Source organism: Kitasatospora sp. NBC_01300, assembly GCF_041435235.1.
Classification (GTDB): domain Bacteria; phylum Actinomycetota; class Actinomycetes; order Streptomycetales; family Streptomycetaceae; genus Kitasatospora.
Genome location: NZ_CP108408.1, coordinates 1686768 through 1713200 on the forward strand (window position 1 = coordinate 1686768; position 26433 = coordinate 1713200).

General features: G+C 71.6%; 24 protein-coding genes and 1 pseudogene. 14 read left to right on the plus strand and 11 right to left on the minus strand.

The genetic code is table 11. The features are described 5' to 3' along the window. Positions 1 to 217: 217 nt before the first annotated feature. From OG556_RS07410 to OG556_RS07425, 4 genes are all read left to right on the plus strand, one after another. Entirely contained in the window at positions 218 to 1450 is a 1233-nt protein-coding gene (locus tag OG556_RS07410) for a hypothetical protein (RefSeq protein ID WP_371516405.1), read from the plus strand. A 104-nt stretch (positions 1451 to 1554) separates the two neighbouring features. Beyond that, positions 1555 to 3192, plus strand: a complete 1638-nt coding sequence (locus tag OG556_RS07415) for an ABC-F family ATP-binding cassette domain-containing protein (RefSeq protein WP_371516406.1) — start codon at positions 1555 to 1557, stop codon at positions 3190 to 3192. 148 nt (positions 3193 to 3340) lie between these two features. Continuing rightward, positions 3341 to 4015 carry a nitroreductase family protein gene (locus OG556_RS07420; RefSeq protein ID WP_371516407.1) on the plus strand — a complete coding sequence of 225 codons (675 nt, stop codon included), beginning with the start codon at positions 3341 to 3343 and terminating at the stop codon, positions 4013 to 4015. Between the two features lie 151 nt (positions 4016 to 4166). Beyond that, the gene (locus OG556_RS07425) at positions 4167 to 4787 is read left to right on the plus strand and encodes a GNAT family N-acetyltransferase (RefSeq protein WP_371516408.1); all 621 of its coding nucleotides are present in this window, start codon (positions 4167 to 4169) and stop codon (positions 4785 to 4787) included. Between the two features lie 79 nt (positions 4788 to 4866). Here OG556_RS07425 and OG556_RS07430 read toward each other — a convergent pair whose 3' ends face one another. Further along, positions 4867 to 5820 (minus strand): aldo/keto reductase, encoded by a 954-nt coding sequence (locus OG556_RS07430; protein ID WP_371516409.1) that lies wholly within the window; start codon positions 5818 to 5820, stop codon positions 4867 to 4869. Between the two features lie 541 nt (positions 5821 to 6361). Here OG556_RS07430 and OG556_RS07435 point away from each other — a divergent pair. The 3 genes from OG556_RS07435 (at position 6362) to OG556_RS07445 (ending at position 9858) form a co-directional block, all read left to right on the plus strand. Continuing rightward, a complete protein-coding gene (locus OG556_RS07435; RefSeq protein ID WP_371516410.1) occupies positions 6362 to 6958 on the plus strand; it encodes a choice-of-anchor C family protein in 597 nt (198 codons plus the stop codon). Positions 6959 to 7178: 220 nt separating this feature from the next. After that, the gene (locus OG556_RS07440; protein ID WP_371516411.1) at positions 7179 to 8150 is read left to right on the plus strand and encodes a hypothetical protein; all 972 of its coding nucleotides are present in this window, start codon (positions 7179 to 7181) and stop codon (positions 8148 to 8150) included. A 190-nt stretch (positions 8151 to 8340) separates the two neighbouring features. Next, positions 8341 to 9858 carry a carbohydrate binding domain-containing protein gene (locus OG556_RS07445; protein ID WP_371516412.1) on the plus strand — a complete coding sequence of 506 codons (1518 nt, stop codon included), beginning with the start codon at positions 8341 to 8343 and terminating at the stop codon, positions 9856 to 9858. A gap of 191 nt (positions 9859 to 10049) precedes the next feature. Here OG556_RS07445 and OG556_RS07450 read toward each other — a convergent pair whose 3' ends face one another. Continuing rightward, the gene (locus OG556_RS07450; RefSeq protein WP_371516413.1) at positions 10050 to 10793 is read right to left on the minus strand and encodes an SDR family oxidoreductase; all 744 of its coding nucleotides are present in this window, start codon (positions 10791 to 10793) and stop codon (positions 10050 to 10052) included. Positions 10794 to 10890: 97 nt separating this feature from the next. On the opposite strand from OG556_RS07450, the gene OG556_RS07455 reads away from it, so the two are divergent. Next, complete coding sequence (locus tag OG556_RS07455) at positions 10891 to 11472, plus strand: TetR/AcrR family transcriptional regulator (RefSeq protein WP_371516414.1); 582 nt, start codon at positions 10891 to 10893, stop codon at positions 11470 to 11472. Positions 11473 to 11762: 290 nt separating this feature from the next. Beyond that, positions 11763 to 12137 carry a hypothetical protein gene (locus OG556_RS07460; protein ID WP_371516415.1) on the plus strand — a complete coding sequence of 125 codons (375 nt, stop codon included), beginning with the start codon at positions 11763 to 11765 and terminating at the stop codon, positions 12135 to 12137. Between the two features lie 88 nt (positions 12138 to 12225). Here the strand turns inward: OG556_RS07460 and OG556_RS07465 are convergent, their stop codons facing one another. Then, positions 12226 to 12819: a TetR/AcrR family transcriptional regulator gene (locus OG556_RS07465; RefSeq protein ID WP_371516416.1), complete on the minus strand. Its 594-nt coding sequence runs from the start codon at positions 12817 to 12819 to the stop codon at positions 12226 to 12228. Between the two features lie 163 nt (positions 12820 to 12982). Between OG556_RS07465 and OG556_RS07470 the strand changes: the two genes are divergently transcribed. Continuing rightward, the gene (locus OG556_RS07470; protein ID WP_371516417.1) at positions 12983 to 14002 is read left to right on the plus strand and encodes a hypothetical protein; all 1020 of its coding nucleotides are present in this window, start codon (positions 12983 to 12985) and stop codon (positions 14000 to 14002) included. Positions 14003 to 14343: 341 nt separating this feature from the next. Further along, positions 14344 to 14769 (plus strand): annotated as a pseudogene (locus OG556_RS07475) (IS110 family transposase); the annotation flags it as partial. Positions 14770 to 14887: 118 nt separating this feature from the next. On the opposite strand, the gene OG556_RS07480 reads toward OG556_RS07475, so the two are convergent. Continuing rightward, on the minus strand, positions 14888 to 15370 hold the full coding sequence (locus tag OG556_RS07480) for a hypothetical protein (protein WP_371522610.1): 483 nt from the start codon (positions 15368 to 15370) through the stop codon (positions 14888 to 14890). 524 nt (positions 15371 to 15894) lie between these two features. On the opposite strand from OG556_RS07480, the gene OG556_RS07485 reads away from it, so the two are divergent. Continuing rightward, positions 15895 to 16305, plus strand: a complete 411-nt coding sequence (locus OG556_RS07485; RefSeq protein WP_371516418.1) for a hypothetical protein — start codon at positions 15895 to 15897, stop codon at positions 16303 to 16305. Positions 16306 to 16392: 87 nt separating this feature from the next. Here the strand turns inward: OG556_RS07485 and OG556_RS07490 are convergent, their stop codons facing one another. Both OG556_RS07490 and OG556_RS07495 read right to left on the minus strand, forming a co-directional pair. After that, positions 16393 to 16887, minus strand: coding sequence for a DUF4240 domain-containing protein (locus OG556_RS07490; protein ID WP_371516419.1), 495 nt, complete (start codon positions 16885 to 16887; stop codon positions 16393 to 16395). 49 nt (positions 16888 to 16936) lie between these two features. Further along, on the minus strand, positions 16937 to 17611 hold the full coding sequence (locus OG556_RS07495; RefSeq protein ID WP_371516420.1) for a flavin reductase family protein: 675 nt from the start codon (positions 17609 to 17611) through the stop codon (positions 16937 to 16939). A gap of 521 nt (positions 17612 to 18132) precedes the next feature. Here OG556_RS07495 and OG556_RS07500 point away from each other — a divergent pair. Beyond that, positions 18133 to 20910, plus strand: a complete 2778-nt coding sequence (locus OG556_RS07500; RefSeq protein WP_371516421.1) for a hypothetical protein — start codon at positions 18133 to 18135, stop codon at positions 20908 to 20910. Positions 20911 to 21053: 143 nt separating this feature from the next. Here the strand turns inward: OG556_RS07500 and OG556_RS07505 are convergent, their stop codons facing one another. Then, on the minus strand, positions 21054 to 21608 hold the full coding sequence (locus OG556_RS07505) for a TetR/AcrR family transcriptional regulator (protein ID WP_371516422.1): 555 nt from the start codon (positions 21606 to 21608) through the stop codon (positions 21054 to 21056). Positions 21609 to 21791: 183 nt separating this feature from the next. Here OG556_RS07505 and OG556_RS07510 point away from each other — a divergent pair, with 183 nt between their 5' ends. After that, positions 21792 to 22595 carry an alpha/beta hydrolase gene (locus OG556_RS07510; RefSeq protein ID WP_371516423.1) on the plus strand — a complete coding sequence of 268 codons (804 nt, stop codon included), beginning with the start codon at positions 21792 to 21794 and terminating at the stop codon, positions 22593 to 22595. 76 nt (positions 22596 to 22671) lie between these two features. On the opposite strand, the gene OG556_RS07515 is transcribed toward OG556_RS07510, so the two are convergent. From OG556_RS07515 to OG556_RS07530, 4 genes are all read right to left on the minus strand, one after another. Next, on the minus strand, positions 22672 to 24027 hold the full coding sequence (locus tag OG556_RS07515; RefSeq protein ID WP_371516424.1) for a hypothetical protein: 1356 nt from the start codon (positions 24025 to 24027) through the stop codon (positions 22672 to 22674). Between the two features lie 19 nt (positions 24028 to 24046). Beyond that, the gene (locus tag OG556_RS07520) at positions 24047 to 24676 is read right to left on the minus strand and encodes a hypothetical protein (RefSeq protein WP_371516425.1); all 630 of its coding nucleotides are present in this window, start codon (positions 24674 to 24676) and stop codon (positions 24047 to 24049) included. A gap of 329 nt (positions 24677 to 25005) precedes the next feature. Continuing rightward, positions 25006 to 26076, minus strand: coding sequence for a hypothetical protein (locus OG556_RS07525; protein WP_371516426.1), 1071 nt, complete (start codon positions 26074 to 26076; stop codon positions 25006 to 25008). After that, a complete protein-coding gene (locus OG556_RS07530; protein ID WP_244293322.1) occupies positions 26073 to 26405 on the minus strand; it encodes a PadR family transcriptional regulator in 333 nt (110 codons plus the stop codon). The genes OG556_RS07525 and OG556_RS07530 overlap by 4 nt, the downstream gene beginning before the upstream one ends. Positions 26406 to 26433: the final 28 nt, after the last annotated feature.

Consider the following 26433-nt stretch of genomic DNA (forward strand, 5'->3'; position numbering starts at 1 on the left):
GCCGCCGGGGGTGGGAGCCGACCGGATTCCGGAGGGCCGGAGGAGGGCGGGTGCCGGTCCGGTGCCGATCCGGTGACGGCCCCGCCCCGGTCCCGGGGTGTGCGCGAGGAGGCCTTTGTCCGCGTGGCAGACTCCTCCCCTGCCACGCCTGCGGCTCCCCGGAGCCGTACCCGAGGAAGGGATCGCGTGGCGGTTATTCACAGGGGGATTTGAAGTCATGTCACCGATGTACCGGCCGAACCGTGCTGTCCTGGGCGCCTCCGTCGCCGCGCTGACCGTGCTGGCCGCGACCGCGTGCGGCCCGGACAACAGCGACCCGGTCACGGCCCGGACCACGGCTCCGACGGTCGCGGCCGGCGCCACCGGCAAGCCGGGCGCGGCGCCGATCAAGCTGCCGACCGCCGAAGAGCTGAAGACCTGGAAGTTCGAGGACTGGGACAAGTGGGCCCAGCAGAACGTGATCACTCCGGCGGTCAAGGGCTACTGGACCCTGCAGCGGATCCTGAACGCCAAGCCCAAGCCGACGCCGCAGCCGCAGGCCGACCCGACACAGCCGCCGGCCCAGCCGACCGGCGCGGCCCCGGCCCAGCCGGCCTCGAAGCCGGCCACCCCGGCCCCGGCGCAGCCCACCACCGCCCAGCCCCCGAGCACCGGCGACGCGCTGCCCACCGTCATCGAGGCCAAGCCGACCCAGCACCCGTTCGCGAAGAACCTGCACGTCAACGGCAAGCTCTTCTTCAAGGACGGGAACCAGGACTACGTGTGCTCCGGCACCGTCGTCTCCGACCCGGCCAACCCCGGCAGGAGCAACCTGGTCTGGACCGCCAGCCACTGCCTGAACGGCGGCAAGGGCGGCCAGTACTACACCAACATCTCCTTCGCCCCGGCCTACAACAGCAACGGCCTGCTGAGCGGCGGCAAGCAGGCCAGCGAGACCGACGCCGAGCCGTACGGCGAGTGGGGCGCGACCGCCGGCATGGTCTCGCCGCAGTGGTCGGCCGAGGCCGACCCGGAGCACGGCGGCCCGTGGAGCCAGTACGACTTCGGGATCATCAAGGTCGCCGACCCGAGCGGCAACGGCAAGTCGCTGGAGGAGACCGTCGGCGGCTCCGTGCCGATCTGGTTCAACGCCCCGCGTGACCAGCTCAGCAGCGTCAGCGCGTACGGCTACCCGGCCGGCAAGCCGTTCGACGGCGTCGAGCTGGACCACTGCGACAGCGGGAAGCCGGTGAAGAAGACCGGCGACCCGAGCCGCCCGGCGATGCTGATGATCGGCTGCAACATGACCGGCGGCAGCAGCGGCGGCGGCTGGGTCGCCACCAAGGACGGCAAGCCGGCCCTGGTCAGCGACACCTCGATCGGCAACGGCGCCAGCACCTGGGAGGCCGGCCCGTACCTGGACGACGTGGCGGCCCGGATGTTCGACTACTTCTCGAAGAAGTCCAAGTGACCTCCTGACCGGCCCGCGTGGCCGGTCCCCGGGGTCGCGGCAGCCGCGCCGCGGCCCCGGGCTTTTCCGCCACCCGGCCCGCTCCTCCTACAATCGGGCTCATCATGAGCGCCACACTCGTAGTCAAGGACCTCGCCGCCGGTCACGGCGAACGCACCCTCTTCTCCGGCCTGGACCTGGTCGTCGCCCCCGGTGACGTGATCGGCCTGGTCGGCGTGAACGGCGCCGGCAAGTCGACGCTGCTGCGGCTGCTGGCCGGGCTGGACACCCCCGAGGGCGGTTCGCTGCGGCTCAGCCCGGCGAGCGCCAACATCGGCCACCTGCCGCAGGAGCCGGAGCGGCGCGAGGGCGAGTCGGTGCGCGACTTCCTGGCCCGCCGCACCGGCGTGGCGGCCGCGCAGACCGCGCTGGACGAGGCCACCGAGGGCCTGGTCGAGGGCCGCCCGGGCGCCGACGACGCGTACGCGGCGAGCCTGGACCGCTGGCTGGAGCTGGGCGGCGCCGACCTGGAGGAGCGCGCCGAGGAGGTCGCCGACTCGCTCGGCCTGAAGGTCTCGCTCGACCTGCCGATGACGGCGCTGTCCGGCGGCCAGGCCGCCCGGGCCGGCCTCGCCTCGCTGCTGCTCTCCCGCTACGACGTCTTCCTGCTGGACGAGCCCACCAACGACCTCGACCTCGACGGCCTGGAGCGGCTGGAGGCCTTCGTCAAGGGCCTGCGCGCGGGCACCGTGCTGATCAGCCACGACCGCGAGTTCCTGGCCCGCACCGTCACCAAGGTGCTGGAGCTGGACCTGCACCAGCAGCAGGTCAACCTGTACGGCGGCGGCTACGAGGCGTACCTGGAGGAGCGCGCGGTGGCCCGCCGGCACGCCCGCGAGGAGTACGACGAGTACGCCGACACCAAGGCCGGGCTGGAGGCCCGGGCCCGGATGCAGCGCGGCTGGATGGAGCACGGCGTGCGCAACGCCCGCCGCAAGTCCTCCGACAACGACAAGATCGGAAAGGCGCAGCGCGCCGAGTCCACCGAGAAGCAGGCCTCCAAGGCCCGGCAGACCCAGCGGATGATCGAGCGGCTGGACGTGGTCGAGGAGCCGCGCAAGGAGTGGGAGCTGCGGATGGAGATCGCCACCGCGCCGCGCTCCGGCTCGGTGGTCGCCACCCTGCGCGCGGCCGTCGCCCGCCGCGGCGACTTCGCCTTCGGCCCGGTGGACCTCCAGATCGACTGGGCGGACCGGGTCGCCATCACCGGCGCCAACGGCGCGGGCAAGTCGACGCTGCTGGCCGCCCTGCTCGGCCGGCTCGAACTCGACGGCGGCAGCGCCTCGTTGGGCTCCGGCGTGGTGGTCGGCGAGGTGGACCAGGCGCGCGGGCTGTTCCTCGGCGGCGAGCCGCTGGCGGAGGCCTTCGCCACCGCCGTCCCGGAGTTCACGCCGGAGGAGGTGCGCACCCTGCTGGCCAAGTTCGGCCTCAAGGCGGTGCACGTGAAGCGCCCGGCCGGCACCCTCTCCCCCGGCGAGCGCACCAGGGCCGCGCTGGCGCTGCTCCAGGCGCGCGGGGTCAACCTGCTGGTGCTGGACGAGCCCACCAACCACCTGGACCTGCCCGCGATCGAGCAGTTGGAGGCGGCGCTCGGCTCGTACACCGGGACCCTGCTGCTGGTCACCCACGACCGGCGGATGCTGGACACCGTCTCGGTGAACCGGCGGATCGAGGTCCGGGACGGGCGGGTGCACGAGCTGTAGTCCCGTCCGGCAGGGCGGGCCCGCCGGACGGGCCCGCCGGATGGACGTGCCGGACAGCCCTGCCGGGCGGACCCTGCCGGATGGACCTGATCTGCGGATTGGTCTCGACCTCTTCCCGGCGCGGCCGTCATGTGCTGTGCTGTCGGCCATGGTTGACAGTGCAGTGGCAGGGACGCCCTACCCGACCGTCCCCCTCACCCCGATGACGGTGCCGGCCCACGAGGCCGAGGCCCGCAGCAAGTCCTTCCACGACGTGATGGCGCAGCGCCGGACCGTCCGCGACTACGCGACCCGCCCGATCCCGGACGGCGTCGTCGAGTGGGCGATCCGGACCGCCAACACCGCGCCCAGCGGTGCGCACGTCCAGCCCTGGCGGTTCGTGGTGATCACCGACCCGGAGCGCAAGCGGCGGCTGCGCGAGGCCGCCGAGGTCGAGGAGCGCGAGTTCTACGCGCACCGGGCGTCGGAGGAGTGGCTGGCCGCGCTGGCGCCGATCGGCACCGACTGGCACAAGCCGTTCCTGGAGGACGCGCCGGCGGTGATCGTGGTGTTCGAGGTGCACAAGGGGCCCGATTCGCCGCGCCCGTACTACACCAAGGAGTCGGTGGGGATCGCGGTCGGACTGCTGCTGGCCTCGCTGCACCAGGCCGGGCTGGCGACGCTGACCCACACGCCGAGCCCGATGAAGTTCCTCAACGAGGTCTGCGAGCGCCCGCTGGAGGAGCGTGCCGCGTACGTCATCCCGGTCGGCTACCCGGCCGAGGGGGCGCGGGTGCCGGATCTGCGGCGCAAGGAGCTGGACGAGGTGCTGATCCGGCTCTGAGCGCCGGGCGCGTGCGCGCCCAGGTGCGCCGGGGGTACGACCTGACGCACCGGGGCGTGGCGGGGCGGGGGCGGGGACCGGTGAGAGGCCTGGTGGGAGGCCGTCTGGAATTCATTGGTGACAGGTCCCGGCCAAGGACATAATCGCGCTCATGAGCCACCCGCAGTCACGGTCCTGCAAGTACCCGCCCGCCCCGCTCCACGCGCCCGGCCCCACCGCCGTCACCGCCGGGCGGCCGCCCGAGGAACTGCGGCTGCCCGGCGGGATCTCGCTGCTGCGCCGCCGCAGCACGCACGCGATGGCGCTCAACAAGGCCGTCCGCGCCAACCTGGACCACCTGCGGCCCTGGATGGAGTGGGCGGCCGAGCCCCCCACCCGGGCGCAGACCGCCGAGCTCGCCCGGGCCGGCTCCCGCGCCTGGGAGGCCGGCACCGACTTCATGTACCTGGTCGGCCTGGACGCCGAACCCGGCGGCGTGGTCGGCGCCCTCGGCCTGCACGGCCGGATCGGCCCCGGCGCGCTGGAGATCGGTTACTGGGTCGCCGCCCGGCATGCCGGCCGCGGCATCGCCACCACCACGGCCGGGGCGCTGACCGAGGCCGCCCTGGCGCTGCCCGGCATCGCGCGGGTGGAGATCCACTGCGACGAGGCGAACGGCGCCAGCGCGGCCGTCCCGCGCAAGCTCGGCTACCGGCTCGACCGGGTCGCCGAGGCCGCCGTCCGGGCTCCCGCCGAGACCGGGCGGCAGCTGATCTGGGTCCGGGAGGCCTGACGGCGTTCCGGGGCGGGGCCGGTGACCCGGGCGGCCCATGCCCTTCGATACCGCCCGCCGCTCGGTACCCGCTCGCCGTTCAGTACCGCTCGCCGGTCGGCGTCGGCAGCGCGTCCAGGTCGGCCAGGTCGGCCGCCGAGAGCACGATCTCGGCCGCGCCCGCGTTGTCCACCAGGTAGCGCGGCGTCTTGGTGCCCGGGATCGGGAAGACGTACCGGCCCTGCGCCAGCACCCAGGCCAGCGCGACCTGCGCGGGCGTCGCGCCGATCCGCTCGGCGACCTCCCTGACCCTGCCGACCAGTGCCAGGTTCTCCTTCAGCGCGTCCTGCTGGAAGCGCGGCAGCCGGCGGCGGAAGTCGTCGGCGGGCAGTTCGTCGAAGGAGGCGATGCTGCCGGTCAGGAAGCCCCGGCCGAGCGGCGAGAACGGCAGGAAGGCGATGCCCTGCTCCTCGGTGTACGGCAGCACCTCGGCCAGCACGTCCCGGGTCCAGAGCGAGAGCTCGGACTGCACGGACGCCACCGGGTGCACCGACTGGGCCCGCTTGATCTCCTCGACGGTCGCCTCGGAGAGCCCGATCCGGCGGGCCTTGCCGGCCGCGACGGTCTCGGCGAGGGCGCCCCAGGTCTCCTCGATCGGGACGGCCGGGTCGACCCGGTGCAGCTGGTAGAGGTCGACGTGGTCGGTGCCGAGGCGGCGCAGGCTGTCGTCGATCGAGCGGCGCACGTGCTCGGGCCTGCCGTCGCGGGCCGACTGGCCGGCCCCGCCCGGGACGATGCCGACCTTGGTGGCGAGGAAGGCGCGCTCCCGGTACGGGCCGGCGAGCGCGGCGCCGACGACCTCCTCGTTGGTGTAGGGGCCGTACATGTCGGCGGTGTCGATCAGGGTGACGCCGAGGTCCAGCGCCTGCCGGATCACCCGGACGGAGTTCTCGTCGTCCCGGTTCTGCACGTCGTAGGCCCAGGTCATCCCCATGCAGCCGAGGCCGATGACGCCGGTCTCCGGGCCGTTGGTACCGAACGTGGCGTTGCGCATGACGGTGCTCCGATCGTGGTGGTGTGCCCGGCCGCTCGCGGGGTGCTGCGGTGGATCAACGCGTCCAGCTTTCACCTTGGAGTGCACTCAAGGTCAAGCCCGTCCGGACGCGCTCCGGATCCGCCTCGGATTCACCTCGGATCCGCTCCCGATCCGCCTCCGACCCGCTCCCGATCCACCTCCGGTCCGCCGACCGTCAGAGGGGTCGTTGATCGTATGAGCGGCCCTCGGCTCACCCGGGAGTGGGATGCGCCCGAGGTGCCGACGGAGCGCGTACGTCGGACTTCACCACCATGCGAGCGGACACGACAGTCCCAACCGTTCGTTCACACCACGTCCCGCCACCGGGCGGGCGCAGGCCGGCCGCCCGGCCGACACCAGGCGACCACCCGTCAAACCGGCGCGCGGTAGCCCGTCGACGGAACCTCCGCACCACCGGGCGCCACCCGTCCGGTCTTGGCAGGGCTCACGGCGACGGCGGACTCTCTGGGCACAGCCGATCATCGGCTCATCCACTCGGTATCTCGTTGGGGAGGAACCCATGACGTTCTCGCGCACCCGCCTCGCCGCCGTCGCGGTGATCGTGGCCGCCGCCACCGCCGTGACCGTCCCGGCGCAGGCCGCCGGCGGCCACCGCGCCCTCAGCCGCTTCGACGACGGAAGCTTCGAGTCCCCCAAGGCCCCGGCGAACAGCTTCGCCGAGTTCAACGCCGGACAGACCATCGGCCCGTGGACGGTCACCAGCGGCAGCGTCGACCTGATCGGCGCCGGGTTCTGGCAGGCCGCCGAGGGCGACCAGTCGGTGGACCTCAACGGCGCCACCACCGGCGCCGTCGCCCAGACCTTCACCACCGTCCCCGGCGCCACCTACTCCGTGACGTACGCGCTGGCCGGCAACACGTCGGCCGCACCGACCGTGAAGACCGGCCGGGTGCTCGTCGACGGCCAGGACTTCCAGGACTTCTCCTTCGACACCACCGGCAAGTCGCCGACCAACATGGGTTACGTGGGGCGCCAGTTCAGCTTCGTCGCGCGGAACGCCTCCACCACACTGACCTTCGCCAGCACCAACGGGGGCGCGGCCGGCCCGGTCGTGGACGACGTCCAGGTGAAGGAGTGCAAGCCGTGTTGCGGGTGATCCGCTGAACCGCCCGCCCGCCGGTCCGGAACCGGCGGGCGGGCCCTCCCCTCCTCACCGACCGTTGTTTCCCCCTCGCTTAAAGTGCTTCACCCCGCACGGCGAGCCTGACAGGGTCGGTCACCGGAAGGTGCACTCCCTGTGAGGAAGGGCGGATCCCTTGTTCAACCGATTGAACCGATTGAACCGACTCAACGGATGGAAAGCATCCGCGCTCGCCGTGGCGACGTTCACGGCGGCACTCGGCCTGGTGCCGGTCGGCACCGCCCAGGCGGCGGCCTGCCAGTGGCAGAGGACGGCGTGGGAGCTGCCGTCCACCGCCACGTCCGGCACGGTGTCCGCGAGCGACGGCAGCCGGTACGGAGTCGGCGTCACCGGGACGCGGTCCACCAGCTGGCCGTACGACTACACGGACGCGCACGGGACGCTGTGGGACAACGGGAAGGTCGTGCTGCGGATCCCCGGCGCCAAGCCAGACATCTCGGGCGTGAACGCGGCCGGCCAGATCGTGGGCACCGACTACGTCGGCGGCAAGTTCAAGGCCGTGACGCTCGACCGCGCAGGAACGACGACCGCGCTGCCGTCCAGTCCGAGCTGGAACGGTTCGTCGGCCGGCGTGATCAACAACGCCGGTGACATCGCCGGGACCGCCAGGATCGGAACAAAGATCATCCTGGTGGTGTGGCCGGCGAGCGCGCCGGGAACGTACCGCGAACTGCCCCTCCCCACGAACAGCTTCCTCTTCCTCAACGGCATCGACGAGCAGGGCAGGATCGTCGGGTCCACCGACTCGTTCGGCTTCGTCTCGGACCTCAACGGCCAGTGGCACGCGCTCGCCGCACAGGGCTCCAACGCCAAGGGCACTCCCGGGGCGATCCGGGACGGGCGCATCGTCGGCGGCACGAGCAACGACACGAACTACGCCGAAGCCGAATGGGACGCCCAGGGCTCGCTGACCCGGACCATCGGCGCGGGCGCCATCACGGCAAGTGCCATCGGCGGCAACGGAATCGTGGGCGGCACGAAGTACGTCGGGACGACTCCGCGGCCCGTCCTGTGGCGCGACGGCGTGGTGGCGGACTCGTTGGCCGCGGTCCCGGACACGTTCACGATCAAGGCGATCAGCAACGACGAGAAGACCCTCGTCGGGAACGAGTACTCCCAGCCCGCGAGCTACACCTGCTCGCCTTAAACCGTTCCTAAAACCTTCCCACAGTGGGCCTCCGATGCCCCGGAAGTGCTTGACGTGCACAGCTGGTCTAGTCCAGTTTGATGCTCAGCACCGCGCTCCTCCCCCGCACCGGACCAGCCCCCATGCTGCCGCCCGCCCCGCGTATCCCCCTTCGCGGCGCGGGCGGCCCCACGTCCCGAGAGGCACCCCCATGCCCAGCGCGCCCCAGCCCGCCCCCACGCACCGCCGCCCCGCCGGTCGCACCAAGCTGCTGAGCCTCGCCGCCGCCACCGCGCTCGCCGCCGGCGGCCTCGCCACGCTCGCCGGGAACGCCGGCGCCGCCGACGGCAACCTGCTGGCCAACCCCGGCCTGGAGAGCGGCACGCTCAGCCCGTGGAGCTGTTCCGGCGGGACCGGCAGCGTCGTCAACTCCGGTGCGCACAGCGGCAGCTACGCGCTGAAGGGGGCGGTGGGCGCGAGCGACACCGCGCAGTGCGGCCAGACCGTCACCGTCCAGCCCAACACCACGTACAACCTCAGCGCCTGGGTGCAGGGCCAGTACGTCTACCTGGGTGCCACCGGCAGCGGCGTCACCGACCCGGCCGTCTGGACGCCGGGCGGCGCCAACTGGCAGCAGCTGTCCGCCAGTTTCACCACCGGCCCGGCCACCACCAGCGTCACCGTCTACCTGCACGGCTGGTACGGGCAGGGCGCCTACCTCGCCGACGACATCACGCTCACCGGCCCCGGCGGCGGCAACCCCACCACCCCGCCGCCCACTTCGGGCACCCCGACCGGCGGCCCCACCGGCACGCCCACCGGCGGCCCGAGCACCCCGCCGCCGAACGTCGCCGTCCCCGTCGCGCCCTACATCGACATGGGCGCCTGGCCCACCCCGTCCATGCCCGACATGGCCAAGTCCGGCAACCTCAAGGCCTACACCATGGGCTTCGTCACCGGCGTCGGCTGCAAGGCCAGCTGGTTCAACGCCTACGACCCGCGCACCGGCTGGGCCAAGGACCAGATCGACGCGCTGCGCGCGGCCGGCGGCGACGTCAAGCTCTCCTTCGGCGGCGCCAGCGGCACCGAACTCGCCGCCGCCTGCACCACCGTGGACTCGCTGTTCGCCGAGTACGACGCCGTGGTCAACGCCTACAACCTGCGCTACGTCGACTTCGACATCGAGGGCGCGGCCATCGCCGACACCGCCTCCAACGACCGCCGCTCCGCCGCGCTCGCCAAGCTCCAGCAGGCCCACCCCGGCCTCAAGGTCTCCTTCACCCTGCCCGTCCTCCCCGAGGGGCTGACCGCCGAAGGCGTCGCCATCGTCAAGTCCGCCCGCGACGCCGGGGTCGCCGTCGACCTGGTGAACATCATGGCGATGGACTACTACCGGACCGGCACCGACTACGGCAACGCCGCCGTGCAGGCCGCCCAGGCCCTGTTCGGCCAGCTCAAGGCGCTCTACCCGGCGAAGACCGACGCCCAGCTGTGGGCCATGGTCGGCGTCACCCCGATGATCGGCGAGAACGACGACCACCAGATCTACAACCAGGCCGCCGCCCAGCAGTTGGTGGCCTTCGCCCGGCAGAACCACCTCGGCCTGCTGGCCTTCTGGGACGCCACCCGCGACGCCAACGCCTGCACCGGCGGCTCGCTCTCCAAGTGCACCAACATCGCGCAGCAGCCGTACGAGTTCGCGAAGATCTTCGCCCAGTACGCGGGCTGACCGCGCCCCACGGGCCGACCCCCGCCCCGCCGGGCGGGGGTCAGGTCCACGAACGCACATGGCCGAACCGCACGGCCGAACCGTGACGACGCCCGGCCCGGAGACGACTCCGGGCCGGGCACTGCTGTGGGCCTGGCGCTGCTGCGAGTCGGAGCCGGCTCCGGCCCGGGCCCGGTCGGCCGACGGTTCGTTCAGCGCCCGGTGGGCAGGTTGGCCCCGCCCGTGCAGTCGAACACCACGCCCGTGACGAAGGTGTTGGCGGCCAGCAGGCGGATCGCCTGCGCGACGTCCTCGGCCCGGCCGACGCGGCCGACCGGGGTGGTGGCGGCGAGGCCGTCGAACAGCGCCGTCCGCTGCTCGGCCGGGACCCGGTCCCACCACGGGGTGTCGATGACGCCGGGCGAGACGGCGTTGATCCGCAGCGGGGCGAGTTCGACGGCCAGCGGCGGGACCATCGCCTCCAGCGCGCCGTTGATGGCGGCGAGTCCGGCGGTGCCGGGGATCGCGGCGCGGGCGGAGGCGGCGGTGATCAGCGTGACGGATCCGTCCGCCCGCAGGTGCGGCAGCGCCGCCTGGAGGACGCGGACCTGCGGCCAGAACTTGGCGTCGAACCCGGTGGCGAGGTCGGCCAGGTCGAGCTGGGCGAACGGGCCGCTGCCGGCCGCGCCGCTGACCGCGACGACCAGGTGGTCGACGGTGCCGGACCGGGCGAAGAAGGCCGCGACGGCCTCGGGGTCGGCCGCGTCCAGCTGGTGGCCGACGGTCTTGCCGCCGATCCGGGCGACGGCGGCGTCCAGCCGGTCCCGGCCGCGGCCGGTGATCACGACCTCGGCGCCGTCCGCGGCGAAGGCGGTGGCCGCGGCCTCGCCGATGCCCGAGCTGCCGCCCATCACGACGACGCGCTGTCCGGTGAAGAGGTCTGACGTGGTGCTCATGGTGGCGTGTCCTTCTCTTGTCGAGACCGCTAGTTCCGTCAATAATGTTATCGAGACTGCTAGTCTTGTCAAGCGAGGGAAGAGGAAAGGGAACACGATGACCGAAGCCCGCCCGCACACCGGACGCCGCCGCAACGAGGCCGCCCACCAGGCGATCCTCGACGCGGCCCTCCAGCTGCTCGCCGAGTCCGACGGCACCCCCGTCACCATCGACGCCATCGCCCGCACCGCCGGCGTCGGCAAGCAGACCGTCTACCGCTGGTGGCCCTCCAAGGGCGCCGTCCTGCTCGACGCCCTCACCGACCGCGCCGACCAGGACGTCCCCGGACCCGACACCGGCACCCTGCGCACCGACCTCCACGCCTTCATCGCCACCACCTTCGACGGCTCCCAGCGCGACACCACCGCACCCGCCCTGCGCACCCTCGTCCGCGAAGCCGCCCGCGACCCCCACCTCGCCGACCTCATGCAGACCTTCACCGCCACCCGCCGCACCGCCCTGCGCGACCTCCTCGCCCGCGGCCGCGAACGCGGCGAACTCGCCGACGACACCGACCTCGACCTGATCGTCGACCAGGTCTACGGCGTCTTCTGGTACCGCTTCCTCCTCGGCCACGCCCCCCTCGACGCCACCGTCGCCGACCGGCTCACCAACTCCCTGGTCACCGGGAACGGTTAGGCCCCGCCGGGCGGGGCTTGCCGGGCACCCGAGCCGGTTGATCATCCGATCCGCCTTCGGTACCGTCCCGTGGGGCTCTCCCTGCGGGACGGCACCCGTCCGGGGAGGGGACATTCATGCAAGGGCGAGGCGCGGCAAGGCCGTTCGGATCCCGGTCGGCGCGACGCGCGGCCGCACTGGCTGCGGCCGCGACCGCCGCCGTCGCCCTGACGGCCGGCTGCGCGGCCGGGGGCCCGGATCCGGATCCGAGGGCGTACCCGGGCAGCCCGAAGGGACAGACCCTCGAAAAGGTGACGAAGGCGTTCGGACTGGACCTGCCCGGGTGCGACCTTCAGGGCGTCGGGTTCCACGGATCGGCGAAGTACCCCGGGGAGGCCCTGAACCTGAGCTTCCGGGCTCCGAAGGACTGCGTGGACCGCTTCCTCGCCGACCACTCGGTGGACCTGGCCCGTCCCGTCCACTGGAGCCCCGGGCAGGGGGCCGGGACGGGCTTCGACTCCGACGCCGAGACCCGGGCCTTCGGCTGGTCCTTCGACAAGAGCGTGACCTACGACCTCTTCGTCGACTTCACGACCTCCACCGGAAGCCGCTTCAGCGTGCTGGCCGACCCCGGACAGACCGAGCGGACGGTGTACCTGGAGGCCCGCCACCTCGGCGGTTCCTGACCCCGGAGGCCCGCGCCCGCCATCAGCCCGTCCTGGGCCCACCCTCGACCCGTCCGCCGACTCCCGCCTGGCGCCACTCCGGGCCCGTTCAGACGTCCGACGGCCCTCGGCGCCGGATCAGCGGCAGGTAGACCTCGTCCACGATCTCGACCAGGACGTCGTCGGGCGCGGTCGGCACGCCCCGCACCACGAACTCGTTGCGCAGCAGCACCACCGCCACCGTGGCGACCCTGGGGTGGAGCGCCTCGGGGGCCGCTTCGCCGCGGGCCACCGCGCGTCCCAGGACGGTGAGCCAGGGGGCGGCCGCGGCCTCGCCGGACTGGTCCTGGAGCTGCGCCAGGAACTCCGCCGCGCCGCCGGCGGCGGCCAGGAGTTCGCGCAGGACCGCGCCGAGCGGGGAGCTCCAGTGCCGGTTCGCCTGGCGGAGCAACTCCAGGGCGTCCCCGCGCAGTTCACCGGTGTCGGGGGGCACGGCGGCGGTGGCCAGCTGCTTGTAGGCGGCGATGCCGAGGGCCAGGCGGTTGGGCCAGCGGCGGTAAAGGGCGTTCTTGTTGGTGCCGGCACGAGCGGCGACCTTGTCCATGGTCAACCCGGCGAATCCGGACTCGGTGAGCTCCGCCACCGCCGCCTGGAGGATCGCCTCCTCCAGCGCCGCCCCGCGCCGCCGTGTCTGCCCGGCCATGGCCCTCGTCCCGTCCGATCCAGTCCGGCCCCGTCGCCGGTACCGCCGTTGGTACCGCCCCTACCCTCCCATCCTTCTTGTCCTCTCCGGCCCGCGCCAACTAGGGTACTGGTCGTACCGTATTCGCCTGCTCCCCTCTCCACCCCCAGGAAGGCAGGACACCGTGCGCGCCAAAGGCATCAGCTACGACACCGGATTCGTCAAGGACGGGTCGTACTCCCGCAGCCGGTTCGACCCGAAGGAGGTCGAACGCGAACTGCGCATCATCCGCGACGACCTGCACTGCAACGCGGTCCGCATCATGGGCGGCGACCCCGACCGGATCGAACTCGCCGCCGGACTCGCCGCCGACCTCGGACTGGAGGTCTGGTACTCCCCGTACCCGCTGGAACTCGCCGCCGACGAACTGCTGGCCCTGTTCGCCGACTGCGCCGAACGCGCGGAACGGCTGCGGCGGCGCGGCGCCGAGGTGGTGTTCGTCACCGGGGCCGAACTCAGCCTGATGAACCCGGGATTCCTGCCCGGCGACACCACGGACGAACGCATCGCCCTGCTCAGCCGACCCGAGCTCGTCCGCGAACACCTCGGACCGGTCAGCGGCCGGGTCAACGCGTTCCTCGACCGGGCCGTGGCCACCGTCCGCGAACACTTCGGCGGACGCGTCACCTACGCCGCCGTACCACTGGAGCGCGTCGACTGGATGCCCTTCGACCTCATCTCCCTCGACCTCTACCGCTCCGCCGAGACCGCCGACCGGTTCGCCGACGGCGTCCACGACCTGGCCGCACAGGGAAAGCCCGTCGCCATCACCGAGTTCGGCTCCGCCGGCTACCGCGGCGCGGGCGACCGGGGCGCGCTCGGCCTGGACATCGTCGAGTACGACGCCGAGGGCCCCGTCCGCCTGAAGGGCACGTACGAGCGCGACGAGGCCGGCCAGGCCGCCTACCTGCGCGAACTGCTGGAGGCCTTCGACGCCGGCGGCATCGACGCCACCTTCGTCTTCACCTTCGCCCTCTACGACCACGTGCACCGCCCCGACGCCGACCCCCGCGACGACCTCGACCTCGCCAGCTACGGCATCGTCAAGGTCTACGAGGACCGCCCCGGCACCACCTACCCCGACCTCCCCTGGGACCCCAAGGCCGCCTTCACCACCCTCGCCACCTACCACCACACCCACTGACCAGGCGCCATCCCACCTCACCTCGCACAGGAAGTCGACCATCCCGACTTCCTGTGCGGCACCCATCCAACAGCGACCCGAATGTGGCGGCCGGTCTCCCTAGCTGGCCTCGCGGCAGGCATTCGTGGCCCGCAACGGAGCTCCCGGCCTCCGGTCCGGCATGACTGCTCCCCCCTGTAGCTCGCATGATCCGGGGGGTGTCGCCGAGCCGGGGGCATCGGTAGACCGCCGATAGAGGCAGGACCACCAGCTTGCTGGGAGGCTCTTCGTAACGTGGATGCCGGCGACTGCCGCCATGCCAACGAGGCCGGGACAGCACGACCTCATAAGGGACCAGCGCGATCGACACCGGCGATGTGGACGTCTTGCTCGGCCTGGACGTCGACAGGGGCGAGCACCACTGCATTGCCCTGACCCCGGCCGGTAAGCAAGTCTTCGACAAGCCCGCCTCCATCGGCGCCCTTCCCCTCCCGGTCGCCCGGGACGCCGGCTGCCGCGTCGCCCGCCTGCCCGACCTGACGATGCACCGGATCGCCGACCTCTACCCCGGCGAGGCCAAGACAGGCGCCCGGGACGCGTTCGTCATCGCCGACGCCGCCCGCACCATGCCGCACACCCTGCGCGGCATCGAGCTCACCGACGAGACCATCACCGAGCTGGAGATGATCGTCGGCTTCGACGACGACCTCACCGGCGAAGCAACCCGCATCGCCAACCGCCCGCACGGCCTGCTCACCCAGATCCCCCCACGCCTGGAACGCGTGCTGTGACCGCGACGGGAAGCGATACACCCAGGCACTCCTCTGTTTGGCCAGGCGCCGGGTCGACGTCCTGTTCGCCATGCTCCGCGACGGGACTTTCACGAGTCCCGGCCGGCCGAAGCTGTCAGCTGAGCCGTGGTTCCGCCAGCAGCACCACGCGGTCGGCGTCGACATCGAACCCGAGAACGGGGTGGAGCGGATCAGACTCCGGAGTCAACATCACCGATTTGCCGAGCCGACGCCCGATCGCCCGTAGCAGGAGGCACAGCAGATTGACGCCGTCCTGGCCCCACAGCTCTCGCAGATCAACATCGAAGTCGATCGAGCTGGCCTCATACGCCCGAAAGATCACCAGGAATCCAGCGGCGGGCCAGACCCTCAACAACGCGTCGACGTCCTCGCTGCGGGCCAGCATGTCCGCAGCTCGCGGCAACCGAACCACGACACCGTCCTCCGAGTACTCGCAGGACCACCCCTGCGACCGCACCAGATCAAGCACCGCCTGCCAGTCCTCGACCGAGGTACCTGCGACCCGCCCATCCGGCAGCGCCCCCATAAGGCCAGGATCGAAGAAGTTCCTGACGTCGTCCCACAGCAGATCCGGCATCCCGCCATGCTGCCCGCCCGCGGCTCCCGAACGCAGCCTGATTTCCTTGACGAACCCCATAGAGGCACCCCCGCAGGAAGTCGATCTGGCCGACTTCCTGCGCAGCGGTCCCGGCCTGAACTTGGGGCCCACAGAATATGAAGACCGGTCTACACAGCTATGCGCGCGGCGAGTGCACTCCGGCCTGCACAGGAAGTCGGCCTGACCGACTTCCTGTGCAGAATCCACCGTGCACAGCGCAGAATAAGACGGTCGGTCTACATATTCGGCTCGCGGCGGGCGTGGGCGCCCTCTCCCGCGCACAGGAAGTCGGCTGGGCCGACTTCCTGCGCGGCGCCCCAGGTGGGCTGGGGTGAGGAATATGACGGTCGGTCTACATAATTCCCTGGGGTGGAAACGGCGCCGGGGCGAGGGGCCGCCTGCCCGATGGGGCGTGTGAGCTGGTCAGGGCCGCGCTCTAGTGTTGGCAGTTGAATGAAGGGGGTCGCTTGTCACGCAATACAGCCGCCGCGGCAGAGGTGGGGATGAAGGGGATCACGTTTCCTGCCTGGTACGGAGAGCACTACGTGACGCTGGCTGAGCTGCTGGTCCGCCTGGGCAGCTTCGGCCTGGACCTGAAGTGGCGCGTCGAGTTCGACGAAATCGTCGATCCTCGTTGCGTCGAGATGGAGAGACAGTCTGCCGACGGCGGCATGGACACGTTGACGCTGTTGTCGCTGACGACCCCCTTCCTCCAACTGATCGACGCCGAAGCACTCGGGTTCGCCGGGGACGAGGCGATGATCGTCCTGACCGAAGTGGACAGCTCGTTGTGGGACGTCAGGGCTGTCGACGAGCGCGTACTCAGCGAGCTTCGCCGCCACTATCCGGGCGCACGGGAATCATCTGCGGCGCCCCCACCGGCCGGGCGTGATCACAAATCCGAGCGGGTGTGAACCCCCTCCCCCGCGCGCAGGAAGTCGGCCTGATCGACTTCCTGCGCAGCGCTCCAGGTGGGCTGGGTTAGGCGGGCGGGCGGGGGGCTAGTCGGCGAAGCGGGCTGACAGGTGGGGGAGGAGGGTGGGGAGGTCTTCGTCGTCCCAGGGTTCGCCGGTTGGGGGGACGGAGGTGGTGTCGTTGGCGGGGAGGTCGGCGCCGGTGAGTCGGCGGTAGGCGTGGGCGGCCGCGTAGGCGAGGTCTTCGGCTTCCAGTTCCTCCTGGTCGGGGGTGAGGAGTTCGGCGAGGCTGTCCGGGTCGGCGAGGGCCTGTTCGAAGAGGGTGCGGCCGGCGCCTATCAGCCAGTCGCGGAAGTAGTCGAAGCCGTCGTCGCTGCAGCCGCCGTTGACGAGGTAGCCCGCGCCCCAGAGCAGCCAGGTGCAGGAGCGGGCCTTCTGCTGCGCGTAGTGCCGGTCGAAGTCGGCGATCTGATCGGGCGCCAGGCCGGCGAGGTGCTCGGTGAGCGCGTCGGCGTGTTCGCTCTCGTCGGCGGCACCGGCGCGGGTGTCGTCGATGATCTGCCAGAAGGTGTCGAGGTCCATGCCCGTCACCCTGGCAGTTGGGACTGACAGGCAGGAGGGCAGAACGGCTTCAGCGGGGCGTCTGGGTGCGGAAGCTGTGGCCGAGTTCGGGGCCGAGTCCGTAGTAGTGGCGGAAGTTGTAGATCAGCGGGCTCCAGCGGGCCGGGTCGACGTGCTGGGAGCCGGGGACGACGATGCGCGGATCGGCGTGGACCTTGAGCACGTGCGCTTCGACGATGAGGAACCCGCCGGAGGCGTCGGGCTGGATCCGGGCGGCCCGGGCCTCCAGTTGCAGGGGGCATTCGGCGACCCGCGGCGGCCGGACGAGTTCGGAGGGCTCGGGCCGCAGGCCTGCGGCCGCGAACTTGTCCCGCTCGAACCGGAAGGCGTCCTGCTTGTTCGCGGGTACGGGGGTGCGCCCGGTGAGCGGCGCGAGTCGTTCGACCGCCGGCCAGTGGGTCGGCGCGGGCAGGTTGATCACCAGCTCGGGTCGGCTGCGGAGGTTGTGCGCGGTCTGCGCCTCGGCCCCCATGCCGAGGACGATCACCTGGCCGAGGGCCCAGGCCGAGGACATCGGCGCGAGGTTGGCGGTGCCGTCCTCGTTTTCCGTGGAGAGCAGGACGACGGGTGTGCCGAAGTAGAGGATGCTCGGCGCGATGGCCACGTGGTCCGCGTCCGCCGAGCCGTCAATGCGCATGTCAGCGCGCGGGTCGGTCCGTGTACTGCCGGGTGTCATGGTGTTCACGGGAGTCGACGGTAGGGCGGTGATCCTTCGGCGCGGACCGAAGGATCCCCGGCGGCCGGTCCGACGATCGCTCAGCCGGGGCCGGGCGGTCCCGAGGGGTCGGGATGGGGCGGGATGGGGCCAGGTGGCCGACATCCAGCAGTCGCAAGCGATTCGGATCCGGATGGCGGCCCAGGCCAACCCATGTCATGTTACTCAAAGTGTTCACAAAAACATCTTGTGTTATCCCAATGCTGCGGCGTGGCGCCCTTGCGGTGACCACGCCCGACTGGAACGGAGGCGGTATGGCACGGATCAGACGCGGTCGGTCGCGCGGCAGGCTCGCCGCGGCGATCGGACTGGCGGTCATCGGTATGACGGCGGGTTGGGGAGGAGGTTCGGCACAGGCCTTCCCGGCACAGGCCTTCAGGGAGGCGGCATCCGTCGGACCTGCCGCCGCCTCACCTGCGGACGATGCGAATCGTGCGAACGGCGCAGACGAAAAGTCAGCCCCCCGGGCGCTGACCTGTCCGCCGGTCCCGGTGTGGGCGAACTCCGGCGGCGGCGGTGACCAGCTGTACTCGTACAGCCCGACCGGTACGCAGTTGTCCGACGTACCGCTGGTGCGGGACTACGGGGACATCGCGTGGAGTGCGGACGGCACGACGCTGTACGGGGTGTCCTGGCACGAGACCCCTGCGACGCTGTACACGATCAACCCGGCCACCGGCGCGGAGACCAGCTCGGTGGTGATCACCGGTCCGGCCGCGGTCGACGGAGTCGACTTCAACGCGCTGAGCTCCCGGCCCGACGGCACCCTGTTCATCGGGTCGTTCTTCTCGAACCAGATCTGGACGCTCAACCCGACCACCGGGGTGAGCACGCTGTTCCCCGTCGCGTTCCCCGCCACGCTCGTCTCCTCGGGCGACTTCATCACCCTGCCCGACGGCGACGTCCTCGGGGCCGCGTTCGATTCGTTCTTCCAGAACCCGACCTACTACTTCCGCATCCACCCGGACAACACGATCACCGAGATCGGCAACGTGCCGGGCTCCACGTTCGGTCTGGCCCAGTCCGGCGGCCAGGTGTACGTCTTCCGCGCGAACGGCACCATCGAGACGCTGAACTCGGTCCCGGCCGGCCCCTCGACCGCGGTGATCCCCACCACCGTCGTCGTCAACACGGGCCACCCGTTCTACGGCGCCTCCTCCACCCAGGACAGCGGGAACTGCAACCTTCCGGCCGGCACCTCCTACACCGTCGCGAAGTCGGTCTCGCCGACCGGCCCGGTGAACGAGGGCGACACCCTGACCTACACCGAGACCGTCACCAACACCGGCACCAACCCGGCCACCTTCGCGGGTTTCAGTGACAACCTCTCGGCCGTGCTGACGGACGGCACGCTGGTGCCCGGTTCCGTCACGGCCAGCTCCGGAACGGCCGCCGTCACCGGGAACACCCTGACCTGGTCGGGCACGCTGACGGCGCCGCCCGCCGCCGGGTCCACCGTGACCGTGAAGTACCAGGTCACGGTCAACAGCCCGGACACCGGCAACTACGCGCTGACCAACAACGTCGCGCCCACCATCGCGGGCGGCACCTGCGCGACCGCGACGGGCTGCACCACCACCGTGCTGGTCAACGTCCCCACCCCCACGATCGACAAGTCCGCGGCGGAGAGCTCGTTCGTCGCGGGGCAGACGATCCACTACACCTACGCCGTCACCAACAACGCCGGTGTGCCGCTGACGAACATCGTGGTCACCGACACCGGTCCCGGCACCCCGACGGTCACCTGCCCGCCCGGCCCGCTCGCGGCCGGCGCCACGGAGAACTGCACCGCCACCTACACCGCGACCGCCGCGGACGCGACGGCGGGCACGATCACCGACACGGCGAACCTCACCGGCACCGTCGGCACCCAGACCGTGACCTCGACCAGCAACCAGGTCGTCGTGCCGCTGCGGGCGCTGACCATCACGAAGTCGGCCGTCCAGCCGAACTTCCAGGCCCCGGGCGAGACGCTCAACTACACGTACACCGTCACCAACACCGGCCAGGTCGCGCTGACCGGCGTGACGGTGACCGACCTGACGCCCGGCGTCACCGTCTCGGGCTGCGGGACCAACCAGCTCGCGCCCGGCCAGTCCACCACCTGCCAGGCCACCTACGTCACGACGGCGGCGGACGTCGCCGCCCAGAACGTGCCCGACCAGGGCCAGGTCACCGGCACCGACCCGGGCGGCCAGACCGTCACCACGACCAGCAACAAGGTGAACACCCCGCTGGTCGCGATCACGGTGGTGAAGAAGGCCGCCGAGGCGCAGTACACCGCCGCCGGGCAGACCATCCACTACACCTACACGGTCACCAACACCGGCGCCCAGCCGCTGACCAACATCGGGGTGGTCGACAACGGCCCCGGCACGCCGACCGTCACCTGCCCGGCCGGCCCGCTCGCGCCGGGCACCTCCGAGAACTGCACCGCGACCTACGTCACCACCGACGCCGACGTCGCCGCGGGCAAGGTCGTCGACACCGCCCAGGTGACGGGGAACGCTCCCGGAGGCCGGACCGTCACCTCGACCAGCAACAAGGTGACCGTGCCATACGCCGGGCTGAAGATCGTCAAGGCCGTCCAGGAGACCTCGTTCTCCGCCGCCGGCCAGGCCCTGCACTACACCTTCACCGTCACCAACACCGGTGACACGACGCTCAGTTCGATCGCCGTGACGGACTCCGGTCCGGGCACGCCGGCCGTCTCCTGCCCGGTGACCACCCTGGCCCCGGGCGCGTCCACGACCTGCACCGCGACGTACTCCACCGCCGAGGCCGACGTGCGCGCCGGGAGGATCACCGACACCGCGACCGTCACCGGCACCACCCCCGACGGCACCCCGGTGACGGCGACCAGCAACACCGTGACGATCGTGGCCTGCACCCCGTGCGAGGACCAGGACCACGGCGGCTGCGACGGCCACAACTCCGGCGGCCACGGCGGCTGGGGCGACCACCACCCCGGCCCCGGCCAGTGGGACGACCACCCCGGCGGCACCGCCCCCGGTGACACGTCGGCCGCCGAACACCCCGCCGGCACCCACCCCGCGCCCGTTCCCCCGCGCGACACCGCCATGCAGGCACCCGCCGTGCAGGCATCCGCCGGGCAGGAACCCGCCGCGCAGGAACCCGCCCTGATGCTCGCGAGCGCCGGAGCCCCGGTGGCCACGGTCGGCCTCGGCGGCGGCGCGCTGCTGGGCCTCGGTTGGCTCGTCGCCGCCTTCGCCTCGGCCCGCCTGCGCCAGGACCGCTCGGGAGGGTGACCACCCCCCGCCACCCGGGCCGACCCCGGCCCCGACCCCGGCCCCGGCCCCGGCGACGCCCGCAACGCACATGGCACACACGCCGGGCGTAGCGGCCGGGAGGACAGAGTGCGCCACCACCGGTGGCGCACTCTGCCTGCCTTCTAGCCGAGGACGGTGTCCACGGCACCCGCCAGCGCCTCGCGCACCGCCGTAGGGGCGGTGAAGCGGCTCTGGTTCATCGCGCCGTGCCGCAGGATCAACAGGGTGTCGGCCGCCCGGTCGGGGTCGGGGTGGCCGGCGGCAGCGAGCAGGCCGGTGAGCAGGGCACGGAACCAGTCCATGTGCTCCTGGATCGCACGGCTGACCGGGTGGTCGGGGTCGGGGTAGTCGGCGGCGGCGTTGATGAACGGGCAGCCGCGGAAGCCGGGGGCGCAGAACTCGTCGGCGATGCCCGTGAACAGGGCCGTCACGGCCTCGCGCGGTGGAAGGTCCGCCACCGCGGCGGCGGCCACGCGGAAGAGCCGGTCGTGCTCGTGGACGTAGGCGAGCACGACGTCGTCCTTGGACGGGAAGTGCCGGTAGAAGGTCGCGTTGGCGACCGCCGACTCGCGGATCAGCTGGTCGATGCCCACCCCGCGCACGCCCTGGGCGTAGAAGAGCCGCATCGCCGCGGCCAGGATGCGAGCGCGCGGTGGCGTGGAGTCTCTCGTCGTCATGGCTTGACGCTAACAGAAGGATCGTTCTACCTTGGAGAAGTAGAGAGAACGCTCCTTCTACATCGCGGATCGGACGACCACGCCCCGACAGGGCCCCGGTCGGGCCCGAACCAGGCCCGAACCGAGCCCCCGACCGGCCACCGATCCGGCCCCCAGCCCTCACGCACCAGGAGAGACCCCGCCATGCCCAGCAACCGCACCCCGGTCATGTTCATCCACGGCCTCTGGCTGCACTCCACGAGCTGGCAGGGCTGGGCCGACCGGTTCCGCGACGCCGGCTACGAGCCGATCCTCCCCGAGTGGCCCGGCGTCCCCACCACCGTCGCCCAGGCCCGCAGGAACCCCGACCCCCAGGGCGGGATCGGCCTCGCCGAGATCTCCGCGCACCACGCCCGGATCATCCGCGACCTCGACACCCCGCCCGTCCTCGTCGGCCACTCCGTCGGCGGCTTCATCGCCCAGCACCTCCTCGGCCAGAACCTCGCCCGGGCGGCCGTCGCGATCTGCCCCGGCCAGATCAAGGGCGTCAAGGCCGTCGGCCCCGCCCAGGCCAAGTCGGCCTTCGCGTTCCTGCGCAACCCGGCCAACACCAAGCGCGCCGTCTCGCTCGACCCCGGGCAGTTCCGCTACGCGTTCGCCAACGCCGTCTCCCAGCAGGAATCCGACGAGCTCTTCGACGAGTGGACCATCCCCAGCCCGGCCCGGCCGCTCTTCCAGCTCGCCCTGAGCAACTTCGCCCCCTACTCCCCCGCCAAGGTCGACACCCGCAACCAGGACCGCGGGCCGCTCCTCCTCCTGTCCGGCAAGCTCGACCACACCGTGCCCGACGTGCTGACCCGCTCCACCCGCAAGCAGTACCGCAAGTCCTCCGCCGTCACCGACTACCACCGCTTCGACGACCGCGGCCACTCCCTCACCGTCGACCACGGCTGGACCGAACTCGCCGACCACTCCCTCACCTGGCTCGACCGGCACCACGCCGGCTGAGCAGGCCGCACCGCCCGGCGCGACGAGCCCGCCGCCCGAAAGGTGCGGGCGGCGGGCTCGAACGGCGGCCCAGGGGTCAGCGGCGGCCGATGATCTTGGAGAACGTCGCGAGCGAGACGGTGCCCGTCTTCTTGGCGGCATCGCCGACGATGCCCCAACTGCCGATGCTCTGACCGTAGTTGGCGGTCAGCGCAGCTCCGCTCGCACCCTCCTTCGCCTGGGACATGTCGGCGCCGGTGGACATCTCGACGACCAGCGGGACCTGGGTGGAGAGGTTGACCGAGCCCTGGAGGACCTTGCCGGCGATCTTCCCCGCCTTCTCCGAGGAGCCGACGACCTTGGCACCCTTGGTGCCGATGTAGTTGAACACCTTGGTCGCGTCGGAGGCTCCGGAGCCGCCGGTCTCGGCGAGGAAGGTGAGCCCGGCCCGGCGGACGCCGACGCTGGCCTTGTAGGAGGCCTTGGCGCCGGTGCCGATCGTCTTGACGATGGCCTTGCCCGCCTTGAGGCTCTTGGCGACCGCGCCGACACCGGGCAGGGCGGCGAGCGCGTCCGCGCCCAGGCCGACGATCGTGGCCGCGTCCCAGTCTCCCTTGATCGCGGCGTCCACGGTGTGCGCGCCGAGCGCGGCGATGGCGGTGACGGCGGCGACCGGGCCCGCGATCGGCGTGAGGACCGGGATGAGGGCCAGGACGCCGGCGACGGCGGACACGATGCCGAGGATGTCCCCGAAGACGGACCAGAAGCTGCTGCCCTGCTCCTCGGCCGCCTTGCGGGCGGCCTCGGCCTTCAGGTACTCGAACTCCTGGCCCCGGGTCTGGATGACCCGGGTGAACTCACGGTCGGTGAGCAGGCACTGGAGCTGAAGCTCGGCCTGGAGGGCCAGCGCCATGTCGATCAGGTCGTACAGGCGCCCATCCTTGATCCACTCCCGGGGATAGCCGTTGTCGGTGAGCCGGTAGTAGACACCCTCGCCCGAATACCCGCCCATGGCCAGGGACGGTATCGAGCCGAGACGACGGGCGACGGAGGAGTGCCGGAAGGCGATCACGCCCGCCGTACGAGGAAAGTCGGGGTCCGCCCCGAAGGGAGACTTGGCAGCCTCCCTGGGCAGGAACTGCTTGAAGTCCGCCAGTTCCTGCGCGACCTTCTGGTCGGAGTACGCGTAGCCTCCAAGCTCCCAGTCCAAGCGGTGGAGTGCGTCGATGACCTGGTCGCGCTGGAAGACGTACAGGCGCAGGAGCTGGTCGATCCGGTAGTGGTCTTCGGGGCGCAGCGCGTCCGGGTCCCACCCCCAGATCTTCATCGCATCCTTGCTGTTCGTGGTGTACATGTTCAGTTCGCTCTGAACATTGAAGACGATCTTGTCCTGGTTGCCCGGCTGGTAGCCCAGGGCCTCCAGGTCGACATTGAGCCCGTACTCGATCTTCATGGGTGTCCCCTCTTCCCGGTCAGGCCGCGGCGGCGGTGTCGAAGGTGATCGTGCGGCAGACCTCGGCGAGGATCTCCACGCAGGAGTCCCACTCGGGGAGGTTCTCCGTGGCGATCGCGAAGTCGGCCATCGCCAGGCGCCCCGGTATCGGCACGAACACGTGCAGCTGCCGGACCACGGTCGGGCCGCCGCCGTCGCCGAGCAGGTTCACCGGGCGCTCGACCTTGCGTTCCTCGGTGAGCAGCACCGCGGGGCCGGCTTCGAGCCGGACGACGCCGACCTCGGCGTCCGGGTAGATGGCGCCCATGGTGCGGGCCAGGCGGTGGACGGTCTGCTCGTTGGACAGTTCGCTGGGGCGGGCGGTCACCGTCAGGATCGCCGAGGCCAGCTTCTCCTCGGGCTTCTCCTTCGTCGGCCCGTACAGCAGCGTGCCCGCGTAGACGGCGCCGGCGGCGGACAGCAGCTCGTACATCGTCTGCTGGGTCAGGACGGCTGCCCCTATCTCCTCGTCCGACGGCTTCGGGTCGACCATGTTCAGCCGCTCGATCAGCCGGTTGGTGTTCACCTCCGCCGACACGGAGAAGTCGAGGTCGGTGAACGCCTCCGGGACTTGGAAGCTGATCGGCAGGTCGATCGTGGCGTCGGGCACAGGTGCGCTCCTCACGGGCGGGACACGGATGCGGCCCGCCGCACGACGCGGCAGGGCCGCCCGCCATGATCGACGGCCCGGCGGAACCACCGACCCCACCACCACCCACGGCACGCGAACCGCTGGCGCGAACCGGTCCGCGTTACGTCCCACCTGGACCGAATTGCCCACCCGAACACGCGTCCCACCGGCAACCGGAACGGCCTGATCCACCATCACCCACATGGCCCAATAGGCCCATTGCGCGGCACGGCAATGCCGGGAACGTCCGCCAAGCGGAACGCCGCGCCGACCGGGGAGGTCGTGCGCGGCGTCCGTGCGGGGGTGGGTTACGCCGCGCCGAGGCGGCTCGGGGCTGCCGGGGCGGGCTTCAGGTAGCGGACGGCGGCTGCCGTCACCAGGGCGATCAGGGTGACGGTGAGGAGGTACTGGCAGAGCAGGCCGAGATCGCCGAGCTCGTTGTCGTACCAGCGGAAGAACGCGTTGAGGCCGAGGCTGAGGCTGAGGACCGGCGGGAGGACGGCCAGTGCGGTCGCGGCCGGTAGCAGCCGACCCCAACGGAGGGATGCGAGCGAGAGCAGGGCCAGCGGGATGCAGACCCCCATCGCCGTCAGCACGGGCTGGGGAAGTACGGGGAGGGAGTTGTCGTAAAGAAGTGCGCTGAGGCGGCCCAGGTTGGACACCAGGAGGCTCGCGACCAGCACCAGGGCGGGCGGGACGACGGCGCGCGGTCGGCGGGCGATCGTGCTCTCCAGCAGGTCGCCGGGGGCGGCGAAGACCAGCAGGGACCACAACACGTTCGCGCCGGACGACATGATCAGGAGGGTGTAGTCCGGCGGAAAGCCCGGCACCGCGATCCATATCTCACGCTGCTGGACGAAGCACTGGGCGATGGCAGCCACTCCGGCCAGGGCGGCCAGGGCCCGGACGGTGGTCCACCGGCGGAACAGCAGGGCTACCACGACCAGCAACCAGAGCACCTGGGTGACGGTCTGGGCGATCAGCGGGGAGTGCCAGTCGACGAAAGCGGTTCCGGGGTGCTGCAACGCGGAGGACTGGCTGGCCGTGGCCTCCCGCCACTTATCCGGGAGGAACACGAGGGCGGTCAGCTGCTGGCCGAGCGCCATGGCGGCGGCCAGCGGGGCGGTGGTGGCGAGCAGGCGTCCGGCGGTGCTGCTCGCGGTGATGCCGGTGCGCACCCGCAGGCCGTACGCGGCGACGCCGACGGTCTCGCGGATGGCGGCCAGGCGGCCGGCGCCCGCGGTGGAGTCGGCGTGGACCGCGATGATCTCCTCGCTGCGCTCGGCGCGGTAGGCGGCGGGGTAGGCCCGCAGGGCCAGTCGCAGTCCTCGCAGGGTGGTGCCGGTGGTGCTGGTGGTGCTGTTGCTGGCAGTGCTCATGCGAGGGCCCCCCTGGCCGTCGGACGGGTGGTGCGCAGGCGCCGGTCGGCCTCGGCCACGACCGCGCGCAGCCGGTCGGCCTCGGCGGCGAGGGTGTCCCGCCCGGCGTCGGCGAGCGCGTACGTCCGGCGGGCGCGGCCGTCGATCACCTCGTCGCGCTCGACCTCGATCAGTCCCTGTTGGAGCAGGCGGTCCAACGCGCTGTAGAGCGTGCTGGTGCGCATTTTGACCCGACCGTCCGAGAGCGCGGCGACCTCCTGGATCAGGGCGTAGCCATGGCGAGGAGCGTCGGCCAGTGCGGTGAGCAGAAGCAACGTGGGCTCCTGCATGGAGCGTAATGTCATGCGGATACATATA

Coding starts and splice junctions, on each gene's coding strand:
- OG556_RS07420 (WP_371516407.1), top strand. CDS start 3,341: ATGGTTGACAGTGCAGTGGCAGGGACGCCCTACCCGACCGTCCCCCTC.
- OG556_RS07510 (WP_371516423.1), top strand. CDS start 21,792: ATGCCCAGCAACCGCACCCCGGTCATGTTCATCCACGGCCTCTGGCTG.
- OG556_RS07455 (WP_371516414.1), top strand. CDS start 10,891: ATGACCGAAGCCCGCCCGCACACCGGACGCCGCCGCAACGAGGCCGCC.
- OG556_RS07425 (WP_371516408.1), top strand. CDS start 4,167: ATGAGCCACCCGCAGTCACGGTCCTGCAAGTACCCGCCCGCCCCGCTC.
- OG556_RS07430 (WP_371516409.1), bottom strand. CDS start 5,820: ATGCGCAACGCCACGTTCGGTACCAACGGCCCGGAGACCGGCGTCATC.
- OG556_RS07415 (WP_371516406.1), top strand. CDS start 1,555: ATGAGCGCCACACTCGTAGTCAAGGACCTCGCCGCCGGTCACGGCGAA.
- OG556_RS07505 (WP_371516422.1), bottom strand. CDS start 21,608: ATGACGACGAGAGACTCCACGCCACCGCGCGCTCGCATCCTGGCCGCG.
- OG556_RS07485 (WP_371516418.1), top strand. CDS start 15,895: ATGAAGGGGATCACGTTTCCTGCCTGGTACGGAGAGCACTACGTGACG.
- OG556_RS07525 (WP_371516426.1), bottom strand. CDS start 26,076: ATGAGCACTGCCAGCAACAGCACCACCAGCACCACCGGCACCACCCTG.
- OG556_RS07465 (WP_371516416.1), bottom strand. CDS start 12,819: ATGGCCGGGCAGACACGGCGGCGCGGGGCGGCGCTGGAGGAGGCGATC.
- OG556_RS07530 (WP_244293322.1), bottom strand. CDS start 26,405: ATGCAGGAGCCCACGTTGCTTCTGCTCACCGCACTGGCCGACGCTCCT.
- OG556_RS07480 (WP_371522610.1), bottom strand. CDS start 15,370: ATGCCGGATCTGCTGTGGGACGACGTCAGGAACTTCTTCGATCCTGGC.
- OG556_RS07450 (WP_371516413.1), bottom strand. CDS start 10,793: ATGAGCACCACGTCAGACCTCTTCACCGGACAGCGCGTCGTCGTGATG.
- OG556_RS07515 (WP_371516424.1), bottom strand. CDS start 24,027: ATGAAGATCGAGTACGGGCTCAATGTCGACCTGGAGGCCCTGGGCTAC.
- OG556_RS07490 (WP_371516419.1), bottom strand. CDS start 16,887: ATGGACCTCGACACCTTCTGGCAGATCATCGACGACACCCGCGCCGGT.
- OG556_RS07435 (WP_371516410.1), top strand. CDS start 6,362: ATGACGTTCTCGCGCACCCGCCTCGCCGCCGTCGCGGTGATCGTGGCC.
- OG556_RS07410 (WP_371516405.1), top strand. CDS start 218: ATGTCACCGATGTACCGGCCGAACCGTGCTGTCCTGGGCGCCTCCGTC.
- OG556_RS07445 (WP_371516412.1), top strand. CDS start 8,341: ATGCCCAGCGCGCCCCAGCCCGCCCCCACGCACCGCCGCCCCGCCGGT.